At 66.1% G+C, this 22,128-nt stretch carries 21 protein-coding genes; 10 read left to right on the top strand and 11 right to left on the bottom strand.

Going from position 1 to position 22,128, the window contains the following annotated elements:
• Positions 1-66: 66 nt before the first annotated feature.
• Together RIE31_06210 and RIE31_06205 are read right to left on the bottom strand one after the other, a co-directional pair.
• Complete coding sequence (locus tag RIE31_06210) at positions 67-1,263, bottom strand: ATP-binding protein (protein MEQ8640179.1); 1,197 nt, start codon at positions 1,261-1,263, stop codon at positions 67-69.
• Positions 1,264-1,575: 312 nt separating this feature from the next.
• Positions 1,576-2,625 (bottom strand): NAD(P)-dependent oxidoreductase, encoded by a 1,050-nt coding sequence (locus tag RIE31_06205; protein MEQ8640178.1) that lies wholly within the window; start codon positions 2,623-2,625, stop codon positions 1,576-1,578.
• Positions 2,626-2,766: 141 nt separating this feature from the next.
• On the opposite strand from RIE31_06205, the gene RIE31_06200 reads away from it, so the two are divergent.
• From RIE31_06200 to RIE31_06190, 3 genes are read left to right on the top strand one after another with little or no spacing between them, the layout of a single operon-like run.
• The gene (locus RIE31_06200) at positions 2,767-3,129 is read left to right on the top strand and encodes a DOPA 4,5-dioxygenase family protein (protein MEQ8640177.1); all 363 of its coding nucleotides are present in this window, start codon (positions 2,767-2,769) and stop codon (positions 3,127-3,129) included.
• Positions 3,126-3,800, top strand: coding sequence for a DUF924 family protein (locus RIE31_06195; GenBank protein MEQ8640176.1), 675 nt, complete (start codon positions 3,126-3,128; stop codon positions 3,798-3,800). Before RIE31_06200 ends, RIE31_06195 begins: the two co-directional genes overlap by 4 nt.
• Positions 3,746-5,116 (top strand): DUF924 family protein, encoded by a 1,371-nt coding sequence (locus tag RIE31_06190; protein ID MEQ8640175.1) that lies wholly within the window; start codon positions 3,746-3,748, stop codon positions 5,114-5,116. The genes RIE31_06195 and RIE31_06190 overlap by 55 nt, the downstream gene beginning before the upstream one ends.
• Before the next feature lie 24 nt (positions 5,117-5,140).
• Here the strand turns inward: RIE31_06190 and RIE31_06185 are convergent, their stop codons facing one another.
• From RIE31_06185 to RIE31_06160, 6 genes are all read right to left on the bottom strand, one after another.
• Positions 5,141-5,623: a class I SAM-dependent methyltransferase gene (locus RIE31_06185; protein ID MEQ8640174.1), complete on the bottom strand. Its 483-nt coding sequence runs from the start codon at positions 5,621-5,623 to the stop codon at positions 5,141-5,143.
• Between the two features lie 239 nt (positions 5,624-5,862).
• The gene (locus RIE31_06180; protein MEQ8640173.1) at positions 5,863-6,150 is read right to left on the bottom strand and encodes a putative quinol monooxygenase; all 288 of its coding nucleotides are present in this window, start codon (positions 6,148-6,150) and stop codon (positions 5,863-5,865) included.
• Between the two features lie 41 nt (positions 6,151-6,191).
• Entirely contained in the window at positions 6,192-6,755 is a 564-nt protein-coding gene (locus tag RIE31_06175) for a TetR family transcriptional regulator C-terminal domain-containing protein (GenBank protein MEQ8640172.1), read from the bottom strand.
• A gap of 112 nt (positions 6,756-6,867) precedes the next feature.
• Positions 6,868-8,517: a urocanate hydratase gene (locus tag RIE31_06170; GenBank protein MEQ8640171.1), complete on the bottom strand. Its 1,650-nt coding sequence runs from the start codon at positions 8,515-8,517 to the stop codon at positions 6,868-6,870.
• Positions 8,518-8,580: 63 nt separating this feature from the next.
• Positions 8,581-10,233 (bottom strand): urocanate hydratase, encoded by a 1,653-nt coding sequence (locus RIE31_06165; protein ID MEQ8640170.1) that lies wholly within the window; start codon positions 10,231-10,233, stop codon positions 8,581-8,583.
• A gap of 46 nt (positions 10,234-10,279) precedes the next feature.
• Complete coding sequence (locus RIE31_06160) at positions 10,280-10,879, bottom strand: glutathione S-transferase family protein (protein MEQ8640169.1); 600 nt, start codon at positions 10,877-10,879, stop codon at positions 10,280-10,282.
• 523 nt (positions 10,880-11,402) lie between these two features.
• On the opposite strand from RIE31_06160, the gene RIE31_06155 reads away from it, so the two are divergent.
• The 5 genes from RIE31_06155 to RIE31_06135 all read left to right on the top strand — a co-directional run bounded on the left by RIE31_06155 (position 11,403) and on the right by RIE31_06135 (position 16,432).
• On the top strand, positions 11,403-12,326 hold the full coding sequence (locus RIE31_06155; GenBank protein ID MEQ8640168.1) for a histone deacetylase family protein: 924 nt from the start codon (positions 11,403-11,405) through the stop codon (positions 12,324-12,326).
• A 25-nt stretch (positions 12,327-12,351) separates the two neighbouring features.
• Positions 12,352-12,654 carry an exodeoxyribonuclease VII small subunit gene (locus RIE31_06150; protein MEQ8640167.1) on the top strand — a complete coding sequence of 101 codons (303 nt, stop codon included), beginning with the start codon at positions 12,352-12,354 and terminating at the stop codon, positions 12,652-12,654.
• Positions 12,651-13,601, top strand: a complete 951-nt coding sequence (locus RIE31_06145) for a polyprenyl synthetase family protein (GenBank protein MEQ8640166.1) — start codon at positions 12,651-12,653, stop codon at positions 13,599-13,601. The genes RIE31_06150 and RIE31_06145 overlap by 4 nt, the downstream gene beginning before the upstream one ends.
• A gap of 71 nt (positions 13,602-13,672) precedes the next feature.
• Positions 13,673-15,628 (top strand): 1-deoxy-D-xylulose-5-phosphate synthase, encoded by a 1,956-nt coding sequence (dxs, locus tag RIE31_06140; GenBank protein ID MEQ8640165.1) that lies wholly within the window; start codon positions 13,673-13,675, stop codon positions 15,626-15,628.
• A gap of 30 nt (positions 15,629-15,658) precedes the next feature.
• Positions 15,659-16,432, top strand: coding sequence for a TlyA family RNA methyltransferase (locus tag RIE31_06135; protein MEQ8640164.1), 774 nt, complete (start codon positions 15,659-15,661; stop codon positions 16,430-16,432).
• Here the strand turns inward: RIE31_06135 and sppA are convergent, their stop codons facing one another.
• Genes sppA through fabI form a run of 3 tightly spaced genes read right to left on the bottom strand, consistent with a single transcriptional unit; the run spans position 16,433 to position 20,202 of the window.
• On the bottom strand, positions 16,433-18,220 hold the full coding sequence (gene sppA / locus RIE31_06130; protein ID MEQ8640163.1) for a signal peptide peptidase SppA: 1,788 nt from the start codon (positions 18,218-18,220) through the stop codon (positions 16,433-16,435).
• 23 nt (positions 18,221-18,243) lie between these two features.
• Positions 18,244-19,344 carry a chorismate synthase gene (gene aroC, locus RIE31_06125; protein MEQ8640162.1) on the bottom strand — a complete coding sequence of 367 codons (1,101 nt, stop codon included), beginning with the start codon at positions 19,342-19,344 and terminating at the stop codon, positions 18,244-18,246.
• An 18-nt stretch (positions 19,345-19,362) separates the two neighbouring features.
• Positions 19,363-20,202 carry an enoyl-ACP reductase FabI gene (fabI, locus tag RIE31_06120; GenBank protein MEQ8640161.1) on the bottom strand — a complete coding sequence of 280 codons (840 nt, stop codon included), beginning with the start codon at positions 20,200-20,202 and terminating at the stop codon, positions 19,363-19,365.
• 151 nt (positions 20,203-20,353) lie between these two features.
• Between fabI and pdxH the strand changes: the two genes are divergently transcribed.
• Together pdxH and RIE31_06110 are read left to right on the top strand one after the other, a co-directional pair.
• Positions 20,354-21,070: a pyridoxamine 5'-phosphate oxidase gene (gene pdxH / locus RIE31_06115; GenBank protein ID MEQ8640160.1), complete on the top strand. Its 717-nt coding sequence runs from the start codon at positions 20,354-20,356 to the stop codon at positions 21,068-21,070.
• A complete protein-coding gene (locus RIE31_06110; GenBank protein MEQ8640159.1) occupies positions 21,070-22,032 on the top strand; it encodes a cation diffusion facilitator family transporter in 963 nt (320 codons plus the stop codon). Before pdxH ends, RIE31_06110 begins: the two co-directional genes overlap by 1 nt.
• The last annotated feature ends 96 nt before the right edge of the window (positions 22,033-22,128 follow it).

Raw genomic sequence — 22,128 nt, 5'->3', positions numbered from 1 at the left:
GGAAATCGATCAAACGATCCTAGCCTCCCGCCGTTCTGCTGTCGGCCCCGGTCGCGGCCCTCAGGGCTAGCCCGCTTCTTTTTGGTCCGCCGGCATGTCGTGGTTGGCCGCGACGCCCCGTGCCCGCGCCGCCGGCAGCACCACGAGCGCCGTGGTGCCGTGTCCGGGCCGGCTGGTCATATCCAGCCGTCCGCCATGCAGCTCGACCAGGCGGCGGGCGATGGGCAGGCCGAGGCCGGTTCCGGAGTCGCTGCCTGAATTATCGCTGCCGGTGATCTGGCCGAAGGGCGTGAAGGCGATGGCGATCTCGCGGGCCGTCATGCCGCGCCCGCTATCGCGCACCACCAGGTGGCCGTCCCCGTTGGCCGCCCTGGCAATGCGCAGGCTGACGCGACCGCCGGGCGGTGTCGCCTTGAGGGCGTTGGACAGGAGGTTGAGCAGTACTTGCCGCAAGCTTCGGTGATCAACGATAAACGGAGGCAGCGGCTGGACTTTGAGGGACAGAGTCAGGCCGCGGCGGTCGGCGTCCGGCTTCAGCATGCGCGTACATTCTGTGGCCAGGTCAGCCAGGCTCACTTCCGATTCGGTCAGCCGGACGGCGCCGGCCTCCAGCTTGGCGTGATCCAGCAGGTCGTTGATCAGGGCCAGCATGTGCTCGCCTGAATCGTGAATGTCCTTGAGATACTCGGCCAGGCGTGGGTTGTTCAGCGGGCCCATATGGCCTTCGCGCATCAGATCGGAAAATCCCATGATGGCCGTCACCGGCGTACGCAACTCATGGGTCACATCGGCCAGCAGGCGGCGGCTTCTGTCACTGGCCGCCTCGGCCTCCAGACGCGCTGTTTCAAGCGCGGCCTGACGGTGTTTGACATCGCTGATATCCACATAGGTGGAAATCGTCGTGCCATCGTCCAGCTTTCGTTCGCGGACCCAGATCCAGCGGTCATCGGGCAGTTGCTGCTCGAAGGCGCCGGACGGGTGTTCATGTCTAAGCATACGCTGACGCAGCCGCTCTTCCACCGATCCGGTGCGACGGGCCTGTTTGCGCGCCGCGGCGCGGGTCTCCACCCGGACCAGGCTCCTGAAACGGACACCGGGTCGGATCATCTGGCCAAGATGGGGAAAGAGATCGCGGAAGCGGTTGTTGCAGCACACCAGCCGGTCCCTCGCGTCGAACACGGCAACCCCTTCCTGCAGCGAGTCGAGAATCGCATCCAGGGCTGGCGCGTCGGCTGATGGATTGCTTGGCCGGGGCGTGGGCATGACGACGACAGCCGGTGTCGCGGCGGTGCCCTCAGCAATTGGAGCTTGGGCGGCTGGGACCGTGGGGGCTCTTCGCGTGGCTTTCATGGCTCACTCCATCCCGGCTGCATCGCACCAGGGTCGAGACGCCTTGCCGGCCCCGACTACAGGGGCCCCCTCCTGTGGATAACAACCGCTTGTGCGGCCGTTCTTAGGGTTAACAACGCAACATACAACCATGAATTGTAGCTGTATTGCAACCTTCTTTGTTAAAGCTATGATTAATAGGGATTATGGCAAGGGCGTGTCCGTTTTTGGGCTTTTGCCCGGTCTTTAGCGTAATGCCCGGGCCGGCATCTCGATCTGCCGGATCCAGCCTATGTACTCGGCCATCGCCGCGGCCAGCGGTGTTGGCTGCCAGCCGAACTCGTCCCTGAGCCGCGCGATGTCATAGGCACCCCAGCGGCCGCCGGTATAGGGGCCGCCCTGCAGCACGTCGGCGCTGTCCGCCGCGCTCTCCTGCCAGCGGGTCTGGGGCAGCACCGCCCGGGTATGGCGCAGCAGATCAGCCACGGTATCGGTGCGGCCCTGGGCGATATTGTAAACGGAGTGACGGGGCGACTCCGCCAGCAGCAGGTGGACCAGCGCACGGGCAATGTCCGGCGCGCTGATCCAGTCACCGATGGCGTCCAGGCGGTCGACCCGGATGGTGCGCCCGGCGAGCGCCAGATGCGCAACACGGTTCGGTGCGCACTCATAGGTGCGGGCCGGTGTGGCCCGGTCGAACGGGCCGAACACGCCGGACAGGCGGACCGACACGGCACTCAGGCCGAACAGTTCCGCATAGCGTCGGGTGATCAGCTCCGAACTGTATTTGGAAACAGCGTACAGCTCGTGCGGTTCGACCCATCCGTCCTCCGGCAACGGCGCACCAGCGATGTCCGGTCCATGATCGCCATAGACCGACCCGGAACTGACATAGATGAACCGCTTCAGGTCAGGGCACTGACGTGCGAACTCCAGCATTTGCACGGTGCCCATGATGTTGACGTCGAGAATGCGCGCCGGAATATCGCGCTCTGGCACCACCTTGGCTTTCTCCGGTGGCCCCTGGGTATTCGGCGTGATGGTGGCGGCATGGACGATGGCGCGGATGGTGCGGCCGGCGACCGCATGGTTCCAGCTTTCCGGCCGCGTAACGTCGGCCTGAACATAGGTCAGCCGGTCGCCCGCATCGGCAAAGGCGCGCCGGAATACTGGGTCGGGTGCGGCCGCGTCCAGCACCACCACGTCAGGCGATTGGCCATCGGGCGTGGACTCCAGCCACAGCCGCGCCAGGTTGGCCATGACAAAGCCGCCGCCACCGGTGATCAATACGGTCATCAATCGCTCCCCAAACGCTGCCCGGGCGGACCCTAGGCGATGGTAGCGCAGGCCGAAAGGTCGCTCCGCCCGGTCTGGACCCGGGTATCAGCCGGATGGGACAATGGGGCCGAACACAGTGGAATACAGCGGAGAGGCGGCATGGATCAGCCACGCGACGAGTCCGATATCGACGGTTTTCACGCGCACATCTACTACGACGGAGCCAGCCGGCCGGTGGCGGAGTGGCTGCGCCAGGAAATCGAGCAGAGGTTCCGGGTGGTCATGGGCCGCTGGCGCGAGGCGCCCGTCGGGCCGCACCCTCAGTCCATGTATCAGGTGGCCTTCGCCAATGATCAGTTTGACCGGCTGGTGCCCTGGCTGATGCTGAACCGCCGCGACCTGGACATCCTGGTTCACCCCAATACAGACGACGCTTACGCCGACCATGCGGTCAATTGTCTGTGGCTCGGTGTGCCGTTGCCACTCAGGCTCGAAGGCCTGCGCGCGCTGGTCGCCGCATGAGCGCTGAGACCGCTGCGCCGCTCGATCCTGCGGCGGTGGCGCGGGACGTTCTGGACTATTGGTTCGCGCCGGCCGGCCATGGCGAACATGGCCGCCGCCGCGACCACTGGTTCGCCGGCGGTCCGGCGGTGGACGAGGAAATCCGCCGCCGCTTCGGACCGGCCTATGAAGCCGCCGCCGCCGGGCAACTGGATGAGCTGACCGGGTCGCCGCGCGGGACGCTCGCCCTGGTCATTCTGTTCGATCAGTTCTCGCGCAACATGTTCCGCGATGACGGCCGTGCCTTCCAAACGGATGCACGGGCGCGCCAACTGGCCGGCGCGGCAATCGCCAGCGGCGGCGATACGGCGTTGTCCTATTATGAGCGGCTCTTCCTCTACATGCCTTTCATGCATGGCGAAGACATCGCCATTCAGAAGCGTGCCCTGGAGCTGTTCGGATCGCTGGTGGACGGCTCGCCTGACGGTGACGGTGACATGACCATGCGCCAGGCTCAGCGCCACCATGACGAGATCGCGCGCTTCGGCCGCTTTCCTTACCGCAATGCCGCGCTCGGCCGCCAGACAACCGCTGAAGAGGCACAGTATCTGAAGGAGCTGGAGGAGCAGCGCGCCCGGTGGCGGGCCGAACAGGCGGCGCGACGCAACGCATCGGGTTCATCCGCGTCATGATGGGTGCGTGGGTGACAGACCGGCTGTCCCATGACCTGGATGACCTGCCCCATACGGCCGCCGACATCCTGACCTTCTGGTTCGGTCGGCCGGACTCCTCCCTGTGGGGCGTCTCCCGCCGTCTGTGGTTTGCCGGCGGTGATGCCATAGACTCCACTATCCGGCAGCGTTTTTCTGCAACCTTTGCTGAGGCCGAGGCCGGTGCGCTGGCCCATTGGCGGGACCATCCGGCCACTTGTCTCGCCAACATCATTCTTTACGATCAGTTCTCACGGAACATGTTCCGCGGCGAGGGGCGCGCCTTCGCCCGTGACGCCGACGCCCGGGCGCTGGCCCGCCATGCGGTGCTGCGCGGTTGGGATCGTCATGTGCTGCCGGTCCAGCGCTGGTTTTTCTATCTGCCGTTCGAGCACAGCGAGGACCTGGCCGATCAGGATCGTTCGGTCGGTCTGTACCGCGAGCTGGGGGAGGATTCCGAAAGCCTCTCCGCCATTGCCGGCGCCATCGCCCACCAGGAGACCGTCTTCCGCTTCGGTCGCTATCCGTTGCGCAATGACGCACTGGGCCGCGAATCAACAGCGGAAGAGCGGGCCTATCAGATCGCCACACGGATTCGCTGGGGCGAATCGCCCGGTGACGAGCCCGATCAGGGGCCCATCGTTCTGCCGCCGGTGCCGCGCCCCGCCGCCTCGGTCTTTGGCGATGCGGTGGCGGACGCGTTGCAGGACGGGGACGTACCGGCGGCGGCACGGGACGTGCTGACGTTCTGGTTTCTCAGGCCCGGTGAAACCGGCTATGGCGCCCGGCGCGTTGTGTGGTTCGAGCACGGGCGCCAGCAGGATGATGCCATCCGTGCGGCATTCAGCGATCTGCACGGCGCGGCGGTGGCTGGCCGGTTGGACGAGTGGGCGGCAAAGCCCGCCTTATGCCTGGCCTTGATTGTTCTGCTGGATCAGGTCTCCCGTCACCTCTACCGCGGCACGTCGGCGGCTCATGCGGCCGACGCAAAGGCGCGCCAGGTGGCGCGACATGCGATCATGCATGGCTTCGACCGCCATGTGCTGCCGGTTCATCGCTGGTTCTTCTATCTGCCCTTTGAGCACAGCGAAGACCTGGCCGATCAGGAGATATCGATTCGTCTGTTTGCTGGTCTCGGCGAGGAACCGGAGCATCGATTCGCTCAGGCCAGCGCCCGCCACCATCATGAGGCCATCGCTTTGTTCGGTCGATTTCCCTGGCGCAACAAGGCGCTGGACCGCCAGACAACACAAGGCGAGGCGGCCTGGATGGCGACCGAGGCCGTGCGCTGGGGCTGACGGCTCGCCGATGCGCCGTCGCGGTCAGGCGGTGCGCCGGGCAACGATGTGGTGGACATGCCAGTGCTTGGCGCGGCCGGTTGCCGTCTCGCCGTCATTCTCCCGTTCGGCCCAAAACTCGACCTCGAGCCCGTTCAGCAGGTGGTGCAGATCGTCCCGGCTGAAGGTGGACATGTCATCACGTCCCGCCCAGGTGTCGTGCTTACCGATGAAATGTCCGGCAAAACGGCCGCGCGGACGCAGGCTTGCCGGAATGGTCGCCCACAGAGCCCGAAAGTCGGGCGGCGCCAGGGTGTGCAGGACAAAGCTGGCCACCACCAGATCAGCGCTGCCCCATGGTTCGGTCCGAATGTCGCCCGTTCGCGGCTCCAGGCGGTGGCGAAGCGCCGGCGGTACGCGGCGCTCCAGCTCAGCCATGGCCTCGCGCTGGCGGTCAATGGCGATGACACGCCAGCCGGCGGCCAGCAGGGCCAGGCTGTCGCGCCCGGCCCCACAGCCGAGGTCCATCGCCAGCGGCGCGTCCTGTGCGGCCGTTCGCTTGCCCTGCGGGGCGGCTGCCTGGTCTAGGACAAAGCACACTGTGTCATGGGGCGGGCGCAGGCCGCGCCCGGCATAGTATGCCGCCCAGTTCCGCGTTGGTCGGGGACTATGGTCCGAACCGCCGCCCTGGTCTCCGCGCCGACCGTCGCACCGGTCGCATCCGCCGCCATCTGGCGCGCCGCCGTCGCCGCCACTGTGCCCGGAAGTCACGCCTGGCAGACCACCACGTCGATGGTGTGCGGAATGCTGGCTGATTCCGTCCGCCAGCGCTTCAGGTGTTCGGAGGCGCGGTGTGCCTCCAGGGCGGCGGGGTTGCGGTACAACTCGAAGATCATGATACGGCCGGGCTTGTCCTCCGGCAGCAGAATGTCGAACTGCAGGCAGCCGGTCTCCAGCGACAGGCTGCGTGCCGCATGATGGCGCAGGATGTCCAGCAGCGCGTCACGCTGACCGTCTGCGACATCCACGGTGACAACAAGGGCGATGCGGCTCATAGAACTCTCCATTGAAAATAGACCAGTCGTCTAGTTATGCTTCAAGACTGTAACAGGCGGCCGAAGCTTAGTGCCAGAAAAGCATCCAGGGGTTCTGCGCCGCCGGTCACTTTCATCTGCAGCACCGCGCCCTCCCAGGCCGCCTGAAGATAGCGGGCGGTTCCTTCCGGTTCGACCCCGGCCGGCAACTGGCCGCTGTCCTTTGCCTCTGCCAGGCAGTGCATGACAAGAGTCTGCTCGCGCTGCAAGGCGATGGTGATGGCGGCGGCGAAGGGATTGCCGGGCCGCCCCAGCTCCAGGGCCAGATTCCCAAGGGGGCTGCCATTCTCCGGGCCGAGCGCCATCTGAGTGCGGTGGCTGTCCTGGTAATAGGCCCGCAGGCGGTCAAGCGGTTTCAGATCGTCACGGGCCAGGGCGTCCTGCAGATCAGTCAGGCGCTCTGCGGCAAACCAGTCAATAACCGCCAGGCCAAAGGCGGCCTTGTCCGCGAAGAAATGGTAGAAACTGCCCTTGGGAACTTCGGCTGCCGCGAGGATTTCAGCCAGTCCGGTAGCGTGGAAGCCCTGGGCCCAGATCAACTGGGCGCCGGCTTCGATCAGTCGCATACGGGTATCTTGTCCTGCCATCAGGAAAAAGTAGACCGGTCGCCTATTAAATAGCAACGAAAAAGGGCGCCGGTGGTGTTCCGGCGCCCGTCTTCGCTAAGCCCGTCTGACTCTAGTATTTGCGGTCCGGGATGGTCGCTGCCAGGCCGGTCGAATTGGCCAGATCCATCGACGTCTCATAGCCGGCTTCCGCATGGCGCAGGACGCCGATGCCGGTGTCCGCGTTCATCACCGCTTCCAGCCTTTCGCTGGCCGAGTCGCTGCCATCGGCCACGGTGGTTTGGCCGGCGCTCATGCCGGAGTGGACGGCAATCACGTCGGCGCCGGAGCAGGTGTTCAGCAGGGCGTTGATGATCGGCCAGTCACCGATGCGGTCGGAGCCGTCCTTCATCTTCTCGTTCTCGCGGAAGGGGATGGCGGTGGAGCCGGAGTCCAGGTGGTCGCGGGTGAAGGCGATGGGACCCTTGGTCTTGCCCTCTTTCACCGCCTGATTCACCAGCTTGGCCAGCTTGGCCCGGTCACCATAGCCAAGCCAGCCGATACGCGCTGGCAGACCGGTGAAGTGCACATGCTCGCGGGCCTGGCGGATCCACTGGACGATGGAACTGTTGTCCGACCAGTTGGCCTCGATGATGTCGTCAATTACCTCGATGTCGTGCGGGTCGCCGGAGATGGCCAGCCAGCGCGACGGACCTTTGCCCTCCTCGAACAAGGTCCGCACATAGCGCTCGATGAAGCCGCGCATCTGGCGGGCTTCGGGATAACCCGCCTTTTCCGCCTCCAGGCGCAGGCCGTTGCCATATTCGAAGACGATTGATCCCCGCTTCTCGAACTCCATCATGCACTGGGCATGGATCTTGATGGTCGCATGGCCGCGTTTGATGACTTCCTCGCGGTTGGTGCGGAACATTTCCACGGCCTCGTCCGAGGTCATGCCCTGGGGGACATAACCGCGACCGGCCCACACTGTGGTCTGGTCGGTGACGATGTCCGGTGTGATGTTGCGCTCCAGCAGGATCGGGTAGATGTCACCCACATTGGCCACCAGGCCCACCGACTTGCCCTTGCGCGCCTTCTTGGCTTCGTCGATCAGTTTGAGCGCTTCGTCCAGATCATGAGTCATGACGTCGCAATAGCCGGAGTCGATGCGCCGCTGAATGCGCTTCTCGTCCACGTCCAGCACCAGAGTTGCCGCACCGGCCAGCTTGCCGGCCAGCGGCTGGGCGCCGCCCATGCCGCCGCAGCCGGCGGTCAGCACCATGCGGCCTTCCAGCGTCCCGCCGAAGTTCTCCCGCGCCGCCGCCATGAAGGTCTCGTAGGTGCCCTGCAGAATGCCCTGGCTGCCGATGTACTGCCATGCGGCCGCCGTCATGCCGGGCATGATGGTCAGGCCCTTATCCTCCAGCTCCTGACGGATCGGATCGCCGAAGTCCATACCAACGACGTTGCCATTGCCCATGACCACCATGGGCGCAGTCTTCTGGGTGCGGAAGACACCGATCGGCTTGCCCGACTGCATGATGAGGGTCTGGTCTTCGTCCAGCGACTTCAGGGTAGCGACGATCTGATCATAGCTTTCCCAGTCCCGCGCCGCCTTGGCCCGGCCGGCATAGATCACCAGCTCGTCCGGATTCTCGCCATTCTCCAGATTGTTCTCCAGCATGCGGAGAATGGACTCCGCCCGCCAGTTCTTGCAGCGCAACTGAGTGCCGGTGGTGGCTTTGATACTGACGTTCTTACGTTTCAGCGTGCCGACCGCCATGGTCCGCCCTCCTGTCTGTTGTGGTTCCCAGTTTCCCCGGGAGTCTTGTCAAAGGCTCTGATGTTAGTATTTGCGGCCGGCGACAGACGCCGCCAGGCCAGACTCATTGGCCAGTTTCTTGGAGGTCTCATAGCCGGCTTCCGCATGGCGCAGGACGCCGATGCCGGTGTCGGTGGTCATCACCCGCTCCAGCCGCTCGCCGGCATCATCGCTGCCGTCGGCCACCGTGGTCTGACCGGCCGAGCCGATACCGTGAATGGCAATCACGTCGGCGCCGGAACAGGCGTTGATGAGTCCGTTCAGGATCGGCCAGTCGGCGATACGGTCGGAGCCATCCATCATCTTCTCGTTCTCGCGGAAGGGGATGGCGGTGGAGCCGGAGTCCAGATGGTCGCGGGTGAAGGCGATGGGGCCCTTGGTCTTGCCCTCTTTCACCGCCTGATTCACCAGCTTGGCCAGTTTGGCGCGCTCGCCATAGCCGAGCCAGCCGATACGCGCCGGCAGGCCGGTGAAGTGCACGTGCTCGCGGGCCTGGCGGATCCACTGGACGATGGAGCTGTTGTCCGACCAGTTGGCCTCGATGATGTCGTCAACCACTTCGATGTCGTGCGGGTCGCCGGAGATGGCGAGCCAGCGCGACGGGCCCTTGCCCTCTTCGAACAGCGTCCGCACATAGCGCTCGATGAAGCCGCGCATCTTGCGGGCCTCGGGATAGCCGGCGGCTTCCGCCTCCAGGCGCAGACCGTTGCCATACTCAAAGACGATTGATCCCCGCTTCTCGAACTCCATCATGCACTGGGCATGGATCTTGATGGTGGCGTGGCCCCGCCGCACCACCTGTTCCCGGTCCGTGTCGAACATGGCGTAGGCCTCGTCCGAGGTCATGCCCTGCGGGACGTAGCCGCGGCCCGGTCGTACGGTGGTCTGGTCGGTGACGATCTCAGGAATGATGTTGCGGTCCAGCAGGATCGGATAGATATCACCCACATTGGCCACCAGGCCCACCGACTTGCCCTTGCGCGCCTTCTTGGCTTCGTCGATCCACTTCAGGGCTTCGTCCAGGTCGTGGGTCATGACGTCGCAATAGCCGGAGTCGATGCGCCGCTGAATGCGGTCTTCATCCACGTCCAGAACCAGAGTCGCCGCACCGGCCAGCTTGCCGGCCAGCGGCTGGGCGCCGCCCATGCCGCCGCAGCCGGCGGTCAGCACCATGCGGCCTTCCAGCGTCCCGCCGAAGTTCTCCCGCGCCGCCGCCATGAAGGTCTCGTAGGTGCCCTGCAGGATGCCCTGGCTGCCGATGTACTGCCATGCGGCCGCCGTCATGCCGGGCATGATGGTCAGGCCTTTTTCTTCCAGTTCCTGGTGAATGGGGTCGCGGTTGGTGGCGCCGACCACACCGCCCGACGCCATGATCACCATGGGCATGGACTTCTGGGTGCGGAAGACGCCAAGCGGCTTGCCCGACTGCATGACCAGGGTCTGGTCTTCTTCCAGTATTTTCAGCGCGGCGACGATCTGGTCATAGCTTTCCCAGTCCCGCGCTGCCTTGGCCCGGCCGGCATAGATCACCAGCTCGTCCGGATTCTCGCCATTCTCCAGATTGTTCTCCAGCATGCGGAGGATGGACTCCGCCCGCCAGCTCTTGCAGCGCAACTGGGTGCCGGTGGTGGCCTTGATATTGACGTTGGGGCGGCGAAGCGTACGCGTGGCAGCCATGGTCATGTTCTCCTGTTTTGGGCGTCCGGGGGTGTCTGCGCGTGATCTACTCTTCGATCAACGGCACCCAGCCCGGCTGTGATTCGACCCGCTTGATCCAGGCTTGAATGGCCGGAAAGCGGTCCATGTCGTAATTCCCCAGATGCGCCATGCTGGTATAGGGGTAGAGATTGATGTCGGCGATCGAATAGCCATTCACCAGGAAATCGCTTTTCGCCAGACGCTTTTCCATTATGGCCAGCATGGGATAGCCCTGGTCCTGGAATTGTTTCACCACATCGGCCTTTTCTTCGCCCTGGCCAGCCAGAGCGACGATGAAGCGGGGAATGGCCAGCGGCTTCAGCAGGTCGCACTGTTCAAAGAACATCCACTCCAGAATCTTGTTGCGGGTCACCGGGTCGGCCGGAAAATATGTCGTGCCCTCGGCGATGCGGGCCAGGATGGCTGGCGACTGGGCCAGATAGGTGCCGTCATCGAACTGCATTACCGGCACCTGGCCGCGCGGGCTCATGGCCAGATATTCAGGCGTCTTGGTGTCGCCCTTGGCCAGGTCCAGGGTCTTGCGTTCGAAGTCCTGCCCCATGTTGCGCAACAACAGGCGCACTTTCCAGGCGTTGCCGGAACGCAGCGTGTCGAAAAGGATCATCTCATGCTCTCCCTCGTCGGCCGCGTGGGCGCAAACGGCCTGGCCAGTTGTCGATTGTGGTCTGCCGCCGGCCTCTGCGGGCCGGATCGGTTCAGTAGGTCTTGCCCGTGAATACGGGAATGGTGATCTCGCAGCCGGCCAGACCCAGTCCAGTCAGGATCAGCACCACAAGGCCCGCCGCGATGAGACCGCGAAACAAGAGCTCGGTCACCGCGTCAGGCTCCTGCGTTTCCCGGCCACATGAACTTGGCAGATCATGCCCACCGACGGTGCTCTTGGAAAGGCGAGGCGGCGGATGATTGGTCCAGACTCCATGGACCAATTCCTGTACCGCCGGTCATGGCGGGCCAATTGCCCTGCGTTCCGCCCGGCCTCCACTGACAGCCGGGCCGATTGTCACAGAGTGTGGCCAGGCGTCGCTCCTGACTGCCGCCGGCCCGGCGCGCCCTTCCATCGGTCTGCCGGCATCGGTCTGCTGGCGTCCGCGCTTGAGGCGCGCCCGGGCCGGCCCCATCATGCCGCGATGACCGTCATGCTTTTTACCCATCCGGCCTGCCTGGCGCACGATCCCGGCCCCGGCCATCCGGAGTGCCGTGAGCGGCTGGAGGCGGTCCTTACCCGCCTTGATCAGCCGGATTTCGCCGCGCTCGACCGCCGGGTGGCGCCGGCGGCCAGCCGCGAGGCGCTGGAGCGGGTGCATGATCCGCGCCATGTGGCGGATGTGCTGGACGGTGGGCCGGCAAGCGGCTTGCGGGCGTTCGATGCGGACACGATCACCGGTCCGGACTCGCCGCTGGCCGCCCGGCACGGGGCCGGTGCCGCCGTCGCCGCGGTGGATGCGGTGATGGCGGGAGAGGCGGCCCGCGCTTTCTGCGCGGTGCGGCCGCCCGGCCACCATGCGGAGCCGGCCCAGGCCATGGGGTTCTGCCTGTTCAACAGCATCGCCGTGGCGGCCGCCCACCTGGTGGCGGTGCACCGCCTCACGCGCGTCGCCATCGTTGATTTCGATGTCCATCACGGCAATGGAACCCAGGCCATGGCGCGCGGCCGGCCGGAGTGGTTCTTTGCCTCCGTTCACCAGTGGCCGCACTACCCCGGTACCGGTCGCGCAGACGACCGTGGCGATGGCAATGTGGTCAATCTGCCCCTGCCGGCCGGGACCGGCTCCGTTGCCTGGCGCACGGCGGTCAGGGACAGGCTGCTGCCGGCGGTGGCCGATTTCGCGCCGGAGTTTCTGCTGATTTCCGCCGGGTTTGATGGCCATCGTGACGATCCGCTGGCGGAATTCAACCTGACGGAGGCGGACTTCACATGGATCACGGCCGAACTGGTTGGCCTGGCCGGGAAATCTGCCGGCGGCCGCATCGTCTCAACGCTGGAGGGTGGTTACAATCTACCGGCGCTGGCCGCCAGCGCGGCAGCACACGTAGCGGCTCTCATGGCCTGACGGTCGACCGACACAGGAGACGGCAGTGAACGCGAAAGCCACAAAATCCGCCGGCAAGGCCGGCCCGGTGCCGGATGACATCAAGTCCATGTCCTTCGAAGACGCCCTGAAAGAGCTCGAGACCATCGTTGACCGGCTGGAGCGCGGCGAAGCGAAGCTGGATGATTCCATCCGCGCCTACGAACGGGGCGCGGCTTTGAAGCGCCATTGCCAGGCCAGGCTGGAAGAGGCGCGCAGCAAGGTGGAAAAGATCACCCTTGCTAGCGACGGGGCGCCCCAGACGGAACCGTTCGACGGGGATTCCGCATCCCCCTCAAAGCCCGGGTGACCCCACCGTCCGCCAATCGTCCGCTCAGCGCTGTGGGCAGCGCGGCCGGGCAGCCGGCGGATGAGGTTTTTGCCGCGGCCCTGGCCGCCGCCGCCGCACAGGTTGCTGAGGCGCTGGACCGCCTGCTGCCGGCGCCGGCCGGCGGCGAGGCGCGCCTGGCGGCGGCCATGCGCCAGGCCGCCCTGGCCGGCGGCAAGCGATTGCGGGCGTTTCTGGTTATCGCCGGCGGCACTATGCTGCAGGTGCCGGCCGACCGTTCTTTGCGCGTCGCCGCGGCGGTTGAGATGCTGCATGCCTATGCTCTGGTGCATGACGATCTGCCGGCCATGGACGATGCCAGTACCCGGCGTGGCCGGCCCGCCCTGCATCTCGCTTTCGACGAGGCAACCGCCATTCTGGCCGGCGATGCTCTGCTGACGGAGGCGTTTGCCGTCCTTGCCGACCCGGCGACGCACCCTGATCCGGCGGTGCGGGTGGACCTGATCGCCCGGCTCACCGCCGCATCCGGCCTTGCCGGCATGGCCGGCGGCCAGATGCTTGATCTGCGTGCGGCTGAAACGGTGACGGACGCGACGGACCTCCGCCGGTTGCAGGATATGAAGACCGGCGCCCTTCTGGCCTGGTCGGCCGCCGTTGGCGCCATGCTGGCTGCGGCGCCGGCGGCCCAGCTCCAGGCGCTTATGGACTATGGTCGGTGGCTGGGCTGGGCCTTCCAGATCGCGGATGACCTGCTTGATGTGGAAGGCGATCCGCTGGCGGTCGGCAAGCCGCTGGGTCGCGACCGGGCTCTTGGCAAGGCCACCCTGGCCGGGCAGCGGGGTGTGGCGGCGGCCCGTGAAGAGGCCTGGCAGGCGGCGACCCGCGCCGGCGAGTGCCTTGATTTGTTTGGCCAGAAGGCCGACCTTCTGCGATCCGCCGCGCGCTTTGCGGTGCTGCGGCAAAGTTAAAGACCGGCCACCCGATCGGCATAACGCGCGTCCGTTTGCCAAGCTTGTTTGCCACTTCCACCTGATCGCTCATGACTGACAGCAAGACGCCGCTCCTTGACCGTATCCATCAGCCGCGTGATTTACGCGGGCTGGATGTGGAGGAGTTGCGCCAGGTTGCGGCGGAGCTGCGCACGGAACTGGTGGAGGCGGTGTCGGTCACTGGCGGTCACCTTGGCGCTGGCCTCGGCGTGGTTGAACTGACGGTTGCCCTGCACCATGTCTTCGACACGCCGGACGACCGGCTGATCTGGGATGTGGGGCACCAGGCCTACCCCCACAAGATTCTCACAGGCCGGCGTGACCGTATCCGCACCTTGCGCAAAGGTGGCGGGTTGTCCGGCTTCACCCGGCGCAGCGAAAGCGCTTACGACCCGTTCGGTGCGGCGCACAGCTCGACCTCAATCTCGGCCGGTCTCGGCATGGCGGTGGCGCGCGATCTCAAGGGTGACCGCCGCAACGTGGTGTGCGTCATCGGAGATGGCGCCATGAGTGCGGGCATGGCCTATGAGGCCATGAACAATGCCGGCTCCAGCGATTCCCGGCTGATCGTCATTCTCAACGACAATGACATGTCCATAGCGCCGCCGGTTGGCGCCATGAGCGCCTATCTCTCACGCCTGATCTCATCGCGGCCCTATCGTTCGCTGCGCCACATGGCGAAGGACATGACCCGGCGTTTTCCGCGTTTCGCCCGCACGGCGGCACAGCGGGCGGAAGAATACGCCCGCGGTCTGGTCACCGGCGGCACTCTGTTTGAGGAGCTGGGTTTCTACTATGTGGGTCCGGTCGACGGCCACAATCTGGACCACCTGCTGCCGGTCCTGAAAAACATCCGTGATGATCGCGAACCGGGCCCGGTGTTGCTCCATGTGGTGACCCAGAAGGGCAAGGGTTATGGCCCGGCCGAGGAGTCACCGGACAAGTTTCACGGTGTGTCCCGCTTCAATGTGGTCACCGGCAAGCCGGATGCCGCCAGGCCGGCCGGCGGCGACGCCACCCCGCCCAGCTACACCAGCGTTTTCGCCGACGCCCTGATCCATCAGGCAGAGCGTGACAGCAATATCGTCGCCATCACGGCCGCCATGCCATCGGGCACCGGGCTTGATCGCTTCGCCAGGCGTTTTCCCGATCGCTGCTTCGATGTGGGCATCGCTGAACAGCACGCCGTCACCTTTGCCGCCGGCATGGCGACGGAGGGGTTCAAGCCTTTCGCCGCCATCTACTCCACCTTCCTGCAGCGGGCCTATGATCAGGTGGTGCACGACGTGGCGATCCAGAGCCTGCCGGTGCGTTTCGCCATAGACCGTGCCGGCCTGGTCGGGGCCGATGGCGCCACCCATGCGGGCGCCTTTGACCTGGCCTATCTCACCTGCCTGCCCGGGTTTGTGGTCATGGCGCCATCTGATGAAGCGGAGCTGGCGGCGATGGTGGCGACGGCGGCGGTGATTGATGACCGCCCGTCGGCCTTCCGTTACCCCCGTGGCAACGGCGTCGGCGTCGCCATGGACAGCGATCCGGAGCCGCTGGAGATTGGTCGTGGCCGGGTTCTGCGCGAAGGCTCGGCCGTCGCCCTGCTCAGCCTTGGCGGCCGCCTGCAGGAATGCCTGAAGGCGGCGGACGCGCTGGCCGCCCGCGGTCTCTCCGCCACCGTCGCCGACGCTCGCTTCGCCAAGCCGCTGGACCATGATCTGATCCGGCGGCTGGCCACGGAGCACGAGGTTCTGATCACCATAGAGGAAGGCGCGGTCGGCGGCTTTCAGGCCCATGTGCTGCAGTTCCTGGCGGAGGATGGTCTGCTCGACCGCGGCCTGAAGGTGCGACCGCTGACCTTGCCGGACCGCTTCATCGATCATGATTCGCCCGATGTCCAATATGATCAGGCCGGCCTTACGGCGCACCACATCACCGTCGCGGCGCTGGCCGCTCTTGGCCGCAATGACACGGGCTTCGATGTGGCGTCGCGGGACGGTCCGGTCCGTGCCTGACCGCGCCGCCTGAGCCAACGTCGTTCAGCGATGGCCGACCGTCCGGCGCCACGCCCACAGAAAATCAGGCTCGACGAATGCGTCGTCGCGCGCGGTCTGGCCGAAAGCCGAAGCCGCGCGCGGTCGCTTATCATGGCCGGAAAGGTGCATGTGGGCGAGCGCCGGGTTGATAAGCCCGGTACGCCGGTGGCGCCGGATGCCGACATCCGGCTGGCCCGGCCGGACCACCCCTGGGCGTCGCGCGGTGGCCTTAAGCTGGCTGCCGCGCTCGATCATTTTGCGCTCAATGTGAACGGCTGCGTGGCCCTGGATCTTGGCGCCTCCACCGGCGGCTTCACCGATGTTCTGCTGGCCCGTGGTGCGGCTTGCGTGCATGCGGTGGACGTGGGCTATGGCCAGCTCCACTGGCGGCTGCGCCAGGACGCCCGGGTCATCGTCCATGACCGGACCCACGTCCGCGACCTGACGGCCGACAGTCTGAGCTCTCCGCCGCAGGTCATCACCGCCGACCTCAGCTTTATCGGATTGCAGGTGGCGCTGCCGGTGGCGCTGGCGCTGGCCGCCCCGGGGGCGCTGCTGGTGGCCCTCATCAAGCCGCAGTTCGAGGTCGGCCCAGGCCGTGTGGGCAAGGGCGGAATCGTCCGCGACCCGGCGCTGCATGAAGAGGTCAAAGCGCGCCTGTGTACCTGGCTGGAGCAGGACATGGGCTGGGCGGTGATCGGCGTCATGGCCAGCCCGGTGACTGGCGCCGACGGCAATCGTGAGTTCCTGGTGGCGGCCCGCAAGGCCGCATCCGCTGCTTAGTCAGCCCACGCGGCGAAACGCCGGCGCCGCCAGCAGACGCTCGCCGGCAGGCTGGGTCGCCGCCGGCAGGGACGGCAGGCCCAGCGTTTGCAGCACGGCGGCGCGCAGCAGGCCGAACGGGCTGCTGCCCCTGTCCAGCAGGCTCAGCAGCGCCTGCAGCGGCGTCGCGGGTGGCGGCACATCGACCAGACGCAGGGTGCCGGACGCAGGTAGTCCTGCCAGCCGTCGGGCGGCGGTCATCGCTTCGTGTATGCCGCCCAGCGCGTCCACCAGGCCATGGCGGCGGGCGTCCAGTCCGGTCCAGATGCGGCCGTCGGCGATGCTCCGCACCTCTTCGGGATCAATGTGGCGGGCGGCAATCAGCTTGTCCGTGAAATCGTCATAGGCTTGTGACAGAAACTCCGAAATCCGTTGCCGCCCCTCCAGCGTGAAGGCCTGGGCCGGACTCCACAGGTCGGCGTTGGTGCCGGCCTGCACGCCGTCGATAGTGAGCCCCAGGGCCGGCCCCAGACCATCGTCATGAATCTTGCCGGCAAAGATGCCGATGGAGCCCGTCAGCGTCGCCGGATTGGCAATGACGTGGTCGGCGCCGAGGGCGATGAAATAGCCGCCCGATGCGGCGGTATCGGCCATGGAAACGACCACCGGCTTGGTCCGGGCGGCCTGGCGCATGGCGTGCCAGATGGCGTCGGACGCCGAATAGGAACCGCCGGGACTGTCGATGCGGACAATGATGGCGCGCATGGCATCGTTGGCGGCGGCGGTCTCCAGCGCATTGATGATCGTGTCGGCGCCGCTCCACGTCCCGTTCAGCCCGTCGCCGCTGCTTCCGGCGACGATGGGTCCGACGACGCGGATCAGCGCGATGTCCGCCGCCTCACTATCCGCCTCAAGGTGTGAGGCATAGGCATCAAGGGTCACCGTTGGCACGGTGCCGAACGCCGCCCCCGTCTCCACCTCTGCCGCCGTTTGCGGGCCGTCGGTTCGGCGGTGCAGGGCGCCAAGGGCCTGATCGCGATAGCCGAGACGGTCCACCAGGTTGTGGACGTTGGCGTTGCTGGCGATCACCGGCGCGCGGCCGATCAGGGATTCCAATCGCGACGGGGCAATCCGTCGCGCGCTGGCTATCTGGCCTGACGCGTGGGCCAGATCTGATTGCACGAACCGCTCCAGATTGATGCGCACCAATATGCTGAAATCTGACCGCGTCAGACTCTCCGCGCCGCCCTTATAGGAATTGGGCGTGATGAAATCGCCCTTCAGGCCGGCCCACGCCAGCGCCCCCTGAACAAAGATCTGCTCCAGCCGGAACCCGGTGATGGCCACCATGCCCGATGGCTGCATCCATATCTCGTCAAAGGCGGTGGCCAGGGTATAGCCGCGGGTGCCGTTAGTCTCGAAACTCTCTGCGTGCAGGGCGGTGGGCTTGCCACTGCGGCGAAAGCGCAGGACCGCTTCGCGCAGTTCGTCCACCTGGGCTGGGCCCAGTTGCGTCCCGCCGCCGATGGCGAACAGGCCCGTCACCCGCGGATCGTCGGCCGCCGCTTCCAGCGCCAGCACCATGTGGATCAACGATATCTCGCCGCCGCCGGGCAGGCCGGCAAGGGCCGGCTGTTCCGCCACACCGTCGCGCAGGTCCACGGTCAGGATAAACCGGTCCGGCAGGGGTTCCGGCACGATCTGCCACAGGCTGGCCGCCAGCAGCAGAAGAAGGCCACAGACAAACAGCGTCGTCAGCCCACCGGACAGCAGCAGGACCAGCAGGGTCAGGCGTCGCAGCAGGCTCATCGGGGGGCTTCGCGCATTTCTGCTCAGCCGCCGGGCGCCATACCGCCGGTCAGGGCCCGCTGTCGCAACGCATGGTCGGCCAGAACGCAGGCCATCATCGCCTCGCCGACCGGCACGGCGCGGATGCCGACGCACGGATCGTGCCGGCCGGTGGTGCTGACCTCCACCTCGTTGCCTGCCGAATCCACGCTGCGCCGGGGAATGCGGATCGAGCTGGTCGGCTTGACGGCAAAGCGCGCGACAATGTCCTGGCCGGTTGAAATACCACCCAGCACGCCACCATTATTGTTGGACAGGAAGGTCACGGCGTTGCCGGACCGGCGCATTTCGTCGGCATTGTCCTCGCCGCGCGCGGCGGCGGCAGCGAAGCCGTTGCCGATCTCCACCCCCTTGACCGCATTGATGGTCATGAAGGCGCGGGCCAGGTCGCCGTCAAGCTTGTCATAGATCGGCTCACCCAGCCCGGCCGGAATGCCCGATGCCACCACCTCGACAACCGCACCGGCCGAGGATCCGTCCTTGCGGACCGTGTCGAGATAGGACTCCCAGGGCTCCACACTTGTGGCATCGGGAGAGAAAAACGGGTTCTCGTCCACCTGGTCCCAGTCCCACCGGGTGCGGTCAATGGCGTGTGGTCCGATCTGCACCAGCGCACCGCGGATCGCGGCGTCCGCACCCAACACATGGGCCAGAACCAGTCGTGCAATGGCGCCGGCGGCGACCCGGCTGGCGGTCTCGCGCGCGCTGGCGCGACCGCCGCCGCGCCAGTCGCGAATGCCGTATTTGGCATCATAGGCGTAGTCGGCGTGGCCCGGTCGGTACTGCTGGGCGATCACTCCATAGTCCTTGCTACGGGCGTCGGTATTCTCGATCAGCAGCGAAATGGGCGTGCCGGTGGTCTGGCCCTCGAACACGCCGGACAGGATTTTCACCTGATCCGCTTCGCGCCGCTGGGTGGTGTGACGGGACTGTCCGGGCCGCCGCCGGTCGAGCCAGGGCTGGATATCGTCTTCCGTCAGGGGAATACGTGACGGCACACCATCCACCACACAACCGATTGCCGGCCCGTGGCTTTCGCCCCAGGTGGTGAAACGGAACAGAGTGCCGAAGCTGTTGCCGGCCATGGGTTGCGCTCCGGAAAATCAGGTTTCGGGCTTCAGGCCGCTCAACAGGTCCGCCACGTCGGCGGCGGCGTCAACCGACACCATGCCGACCACATGATAGCCGGCGTCAACGTGGTGCACCTCACCGGTGACTGATCGCCCCATGTCGCTCAGCAGGTACAGGCCCGACGCACCGACTTCCTCGATAGTCACGTTGCGGCGCAGCGGGGCATTGAACTGGTTCCACTTCAGGATATAGCGGAAGTCGCCGATGCCTGATGCGGCAAGCGTCTTGATGGGCCCGGCGGAGATGGCGTTGACGCGGATACCACGGGCGCCAAGATCGGCGGCGATATAGCGCACGCTGGCTTCCAGTGCCGCCTTGGCCACGCCCATAACATTGTAATGGGGCATGACCCGTTCGGCGCCATAATAGGACAGGGTCAGCAGGCTGCCGCCGCCGGTCATGATGGCGGCCGCCCGTCGGCACACTTCAGTGAACGAATAGCAGGAGATATCCAGCGTCCGCAGAAAGTTCTCGCGGCTGGTGTCCACGTAGCGGCCGGTCAGCTCTGCCTTGTCGGAATAGGCGATGGCGTGGACCAGGAAATCGAGCCCGCCCCACTCCTGCTGCAGGGTGGCAAAGACACTGTCCAGACTGGCCGGGTCGGTCACGTCGCACGGCAGCACCAGTTTGGCGCCGGCCTTTTCGGCCAGCGGGCGGATGCGTTTTTCCAGGGCGTCGCCCTGATAGGTGAGGGCCAGCTCGCCGCCGGCCTGGGCCACCGCCTGGGCGATGCCCCATGCGATGGACCGGTCGTTGGCGATACCCATGACCAGTCCGCGCTTGCCGCGCATGAGGCCCGGAACGTCTGTCATGATCTGCCTCATGCGGTGCGGCGGACGGTGGTCCAATTCTATACCACCTGTGGCCGGAAGCGGCCAATCTCCAGCGCCCTGCCGCGCCGGTCGGCAGCGTCGCGCCGTTCCGCCGGCGCCAGGGCGGTGGCGCGCCGGCCGCCGCTGTGGCATGGATTGGATGGTGCCGGTGGATGCCCAGACAGCACAGGCGACGGTGGACGTAAGACGGATGGCCAGGGACAGCGTGACCGACCAGACAGCAGCTCAGGCCCAGGCTGGCGTGCCTGACGAGCCCGCGCTGGTGCCCGAAGGGGATTCGCCGCTGGACCTGTTTCACCGCTGGTATGCCGAGGCGCGGCAGCACGAGGGGCGATTCTATGATGCCATGGCGCTGGCCACCGCCTCGCCGGATGGTGTCCCCGCTGTCCGTATGGTGCTCCTCAAAGAGGCCGATGCCCGTGGCTTCGTCTTCTACTCCAACACCGACAGCCGCAAGGGGCAGGAGCTGGCCGCCAACCCTGTCGCTTCCCTGTGCTTTCACTGGCAGGGTCTCAAACGCCAGGTGCGTATTGACGGCCGTGTGGAAAGAGTGGCTGACGAAGAGGCGGATGCCTATTTCGCCGGCCGGCCGCGCGGCAGCCAGATCGGCGCATGGGCGTCGGACCAGTCGCGCCCGCTGCCGGGTCGCGCCACCCTGGTCAAGCGCGTCGCCCAGGCCACGGCACGTCATGCCATAGGCACCGTGCCGCGACCGGACCACTGGCACGGCTACCGCGTGGTGCCCCACCGGCTGGAGTTCTGGCAGGACATGCCTTTCCGCCTGCATGACCGCCTGGTGTTCGAGGCGGCGGGTGATGGCTGGCGGCAGTACCGGCTGTATCCGTGATGGCGCCGGACGACACGGTCGCCACTGACCAGGCCAGCGATGCGCGGATTGCCGCACAGGCGCCACATGGCCCGCGCGAGGCCCGTCTGTTGCGTCTGGTCACCGCCAGTGCGGTGGCGCTGGCGGTGAGCCTGGTGGCCATCAAGGCGTGGGCCTGGTGGCTGACGGATTCGGTGGCCGTCCTGTCAACGGCGGTGGATTCGCTGCTCGATGCCGGCGCTTCGCTGCTCAATCTCCTGGCCGTGCGCCATGCACTGAAGCCGCCCAGCCGCAAGTTCCGTTTCGGCCATGGCAAGGCGGAAGCCATTGCCGGCCTTGGCCAGGCCATCTTTATCTCCGGCTCGGCCGTCTATCTGATGTTTGAGGCGGTGCAGCGGCTGGCCAACCCACAGCCTCTGCCGAACGGCGCCATCGCCATCGGCGTCATGGTGGTATCCATCGTGCTGACCATCGCCCTGGTCCTCTTTCAGCGGCATGTGGTGCGCCAGACCGCATCACTGGCGGTCAGGGGCGATTCCGTTCACTACACCTCGGACGTTCTGGTCAATACCGGCGTCATCGTCGCCATCCTGGCGGTCGGGGCAACCGGCCAGTTGTGGGTCGACAGCGTTGTTGGCGGCGCGATTGCGCTATTCATCCTGTGGAGTGCCCGCACTATCGCCCGTGACGCCATTCTCATGCTGATGGACCGCGAAATGCCGGAAGGCGACCGCCAGCGTATCCGCGCCATTGCCCTCGCTCATGCGGAAGTAGGCTCTTTGCATGATCTCCGCACGCGCCTGTCCGGTCCTACGGTATTCATCCAGATGCACCTGGAAATGGACGGCGACATGAGCCTGCGCCGGGCCCACCAGATCGCCGACGAGGTGGAAGCGGAGATCATCGCCGCCTTTCCCACGGCTGAGGTTCTGATCCATGAGGACCCGGAAGGCGAGGAAGAGCCGCCACCCCGCCTGGCCTGATCGCCGGCCAGCCAGCCAAACTGGCGGCGAGCCCGTTGTCCGGCCCACTATGACGCAGGCGCGTGTTGTGGAAGCGCCCTCGCGGTCGGTCTAGAC

The sequence above is a fragment of the Alphaproteobacteria bacterium genome, from assembly GCA_040218575.1.
Classification (GTDB): Bacteria; Pseudomonadota; Alphaproteobacteria; order JAVJRE01; family JAVJRE01; genus JAVJRE01.
This window is presented reverse-complemented; position numbering and strand designations above follow the sequence as displayed.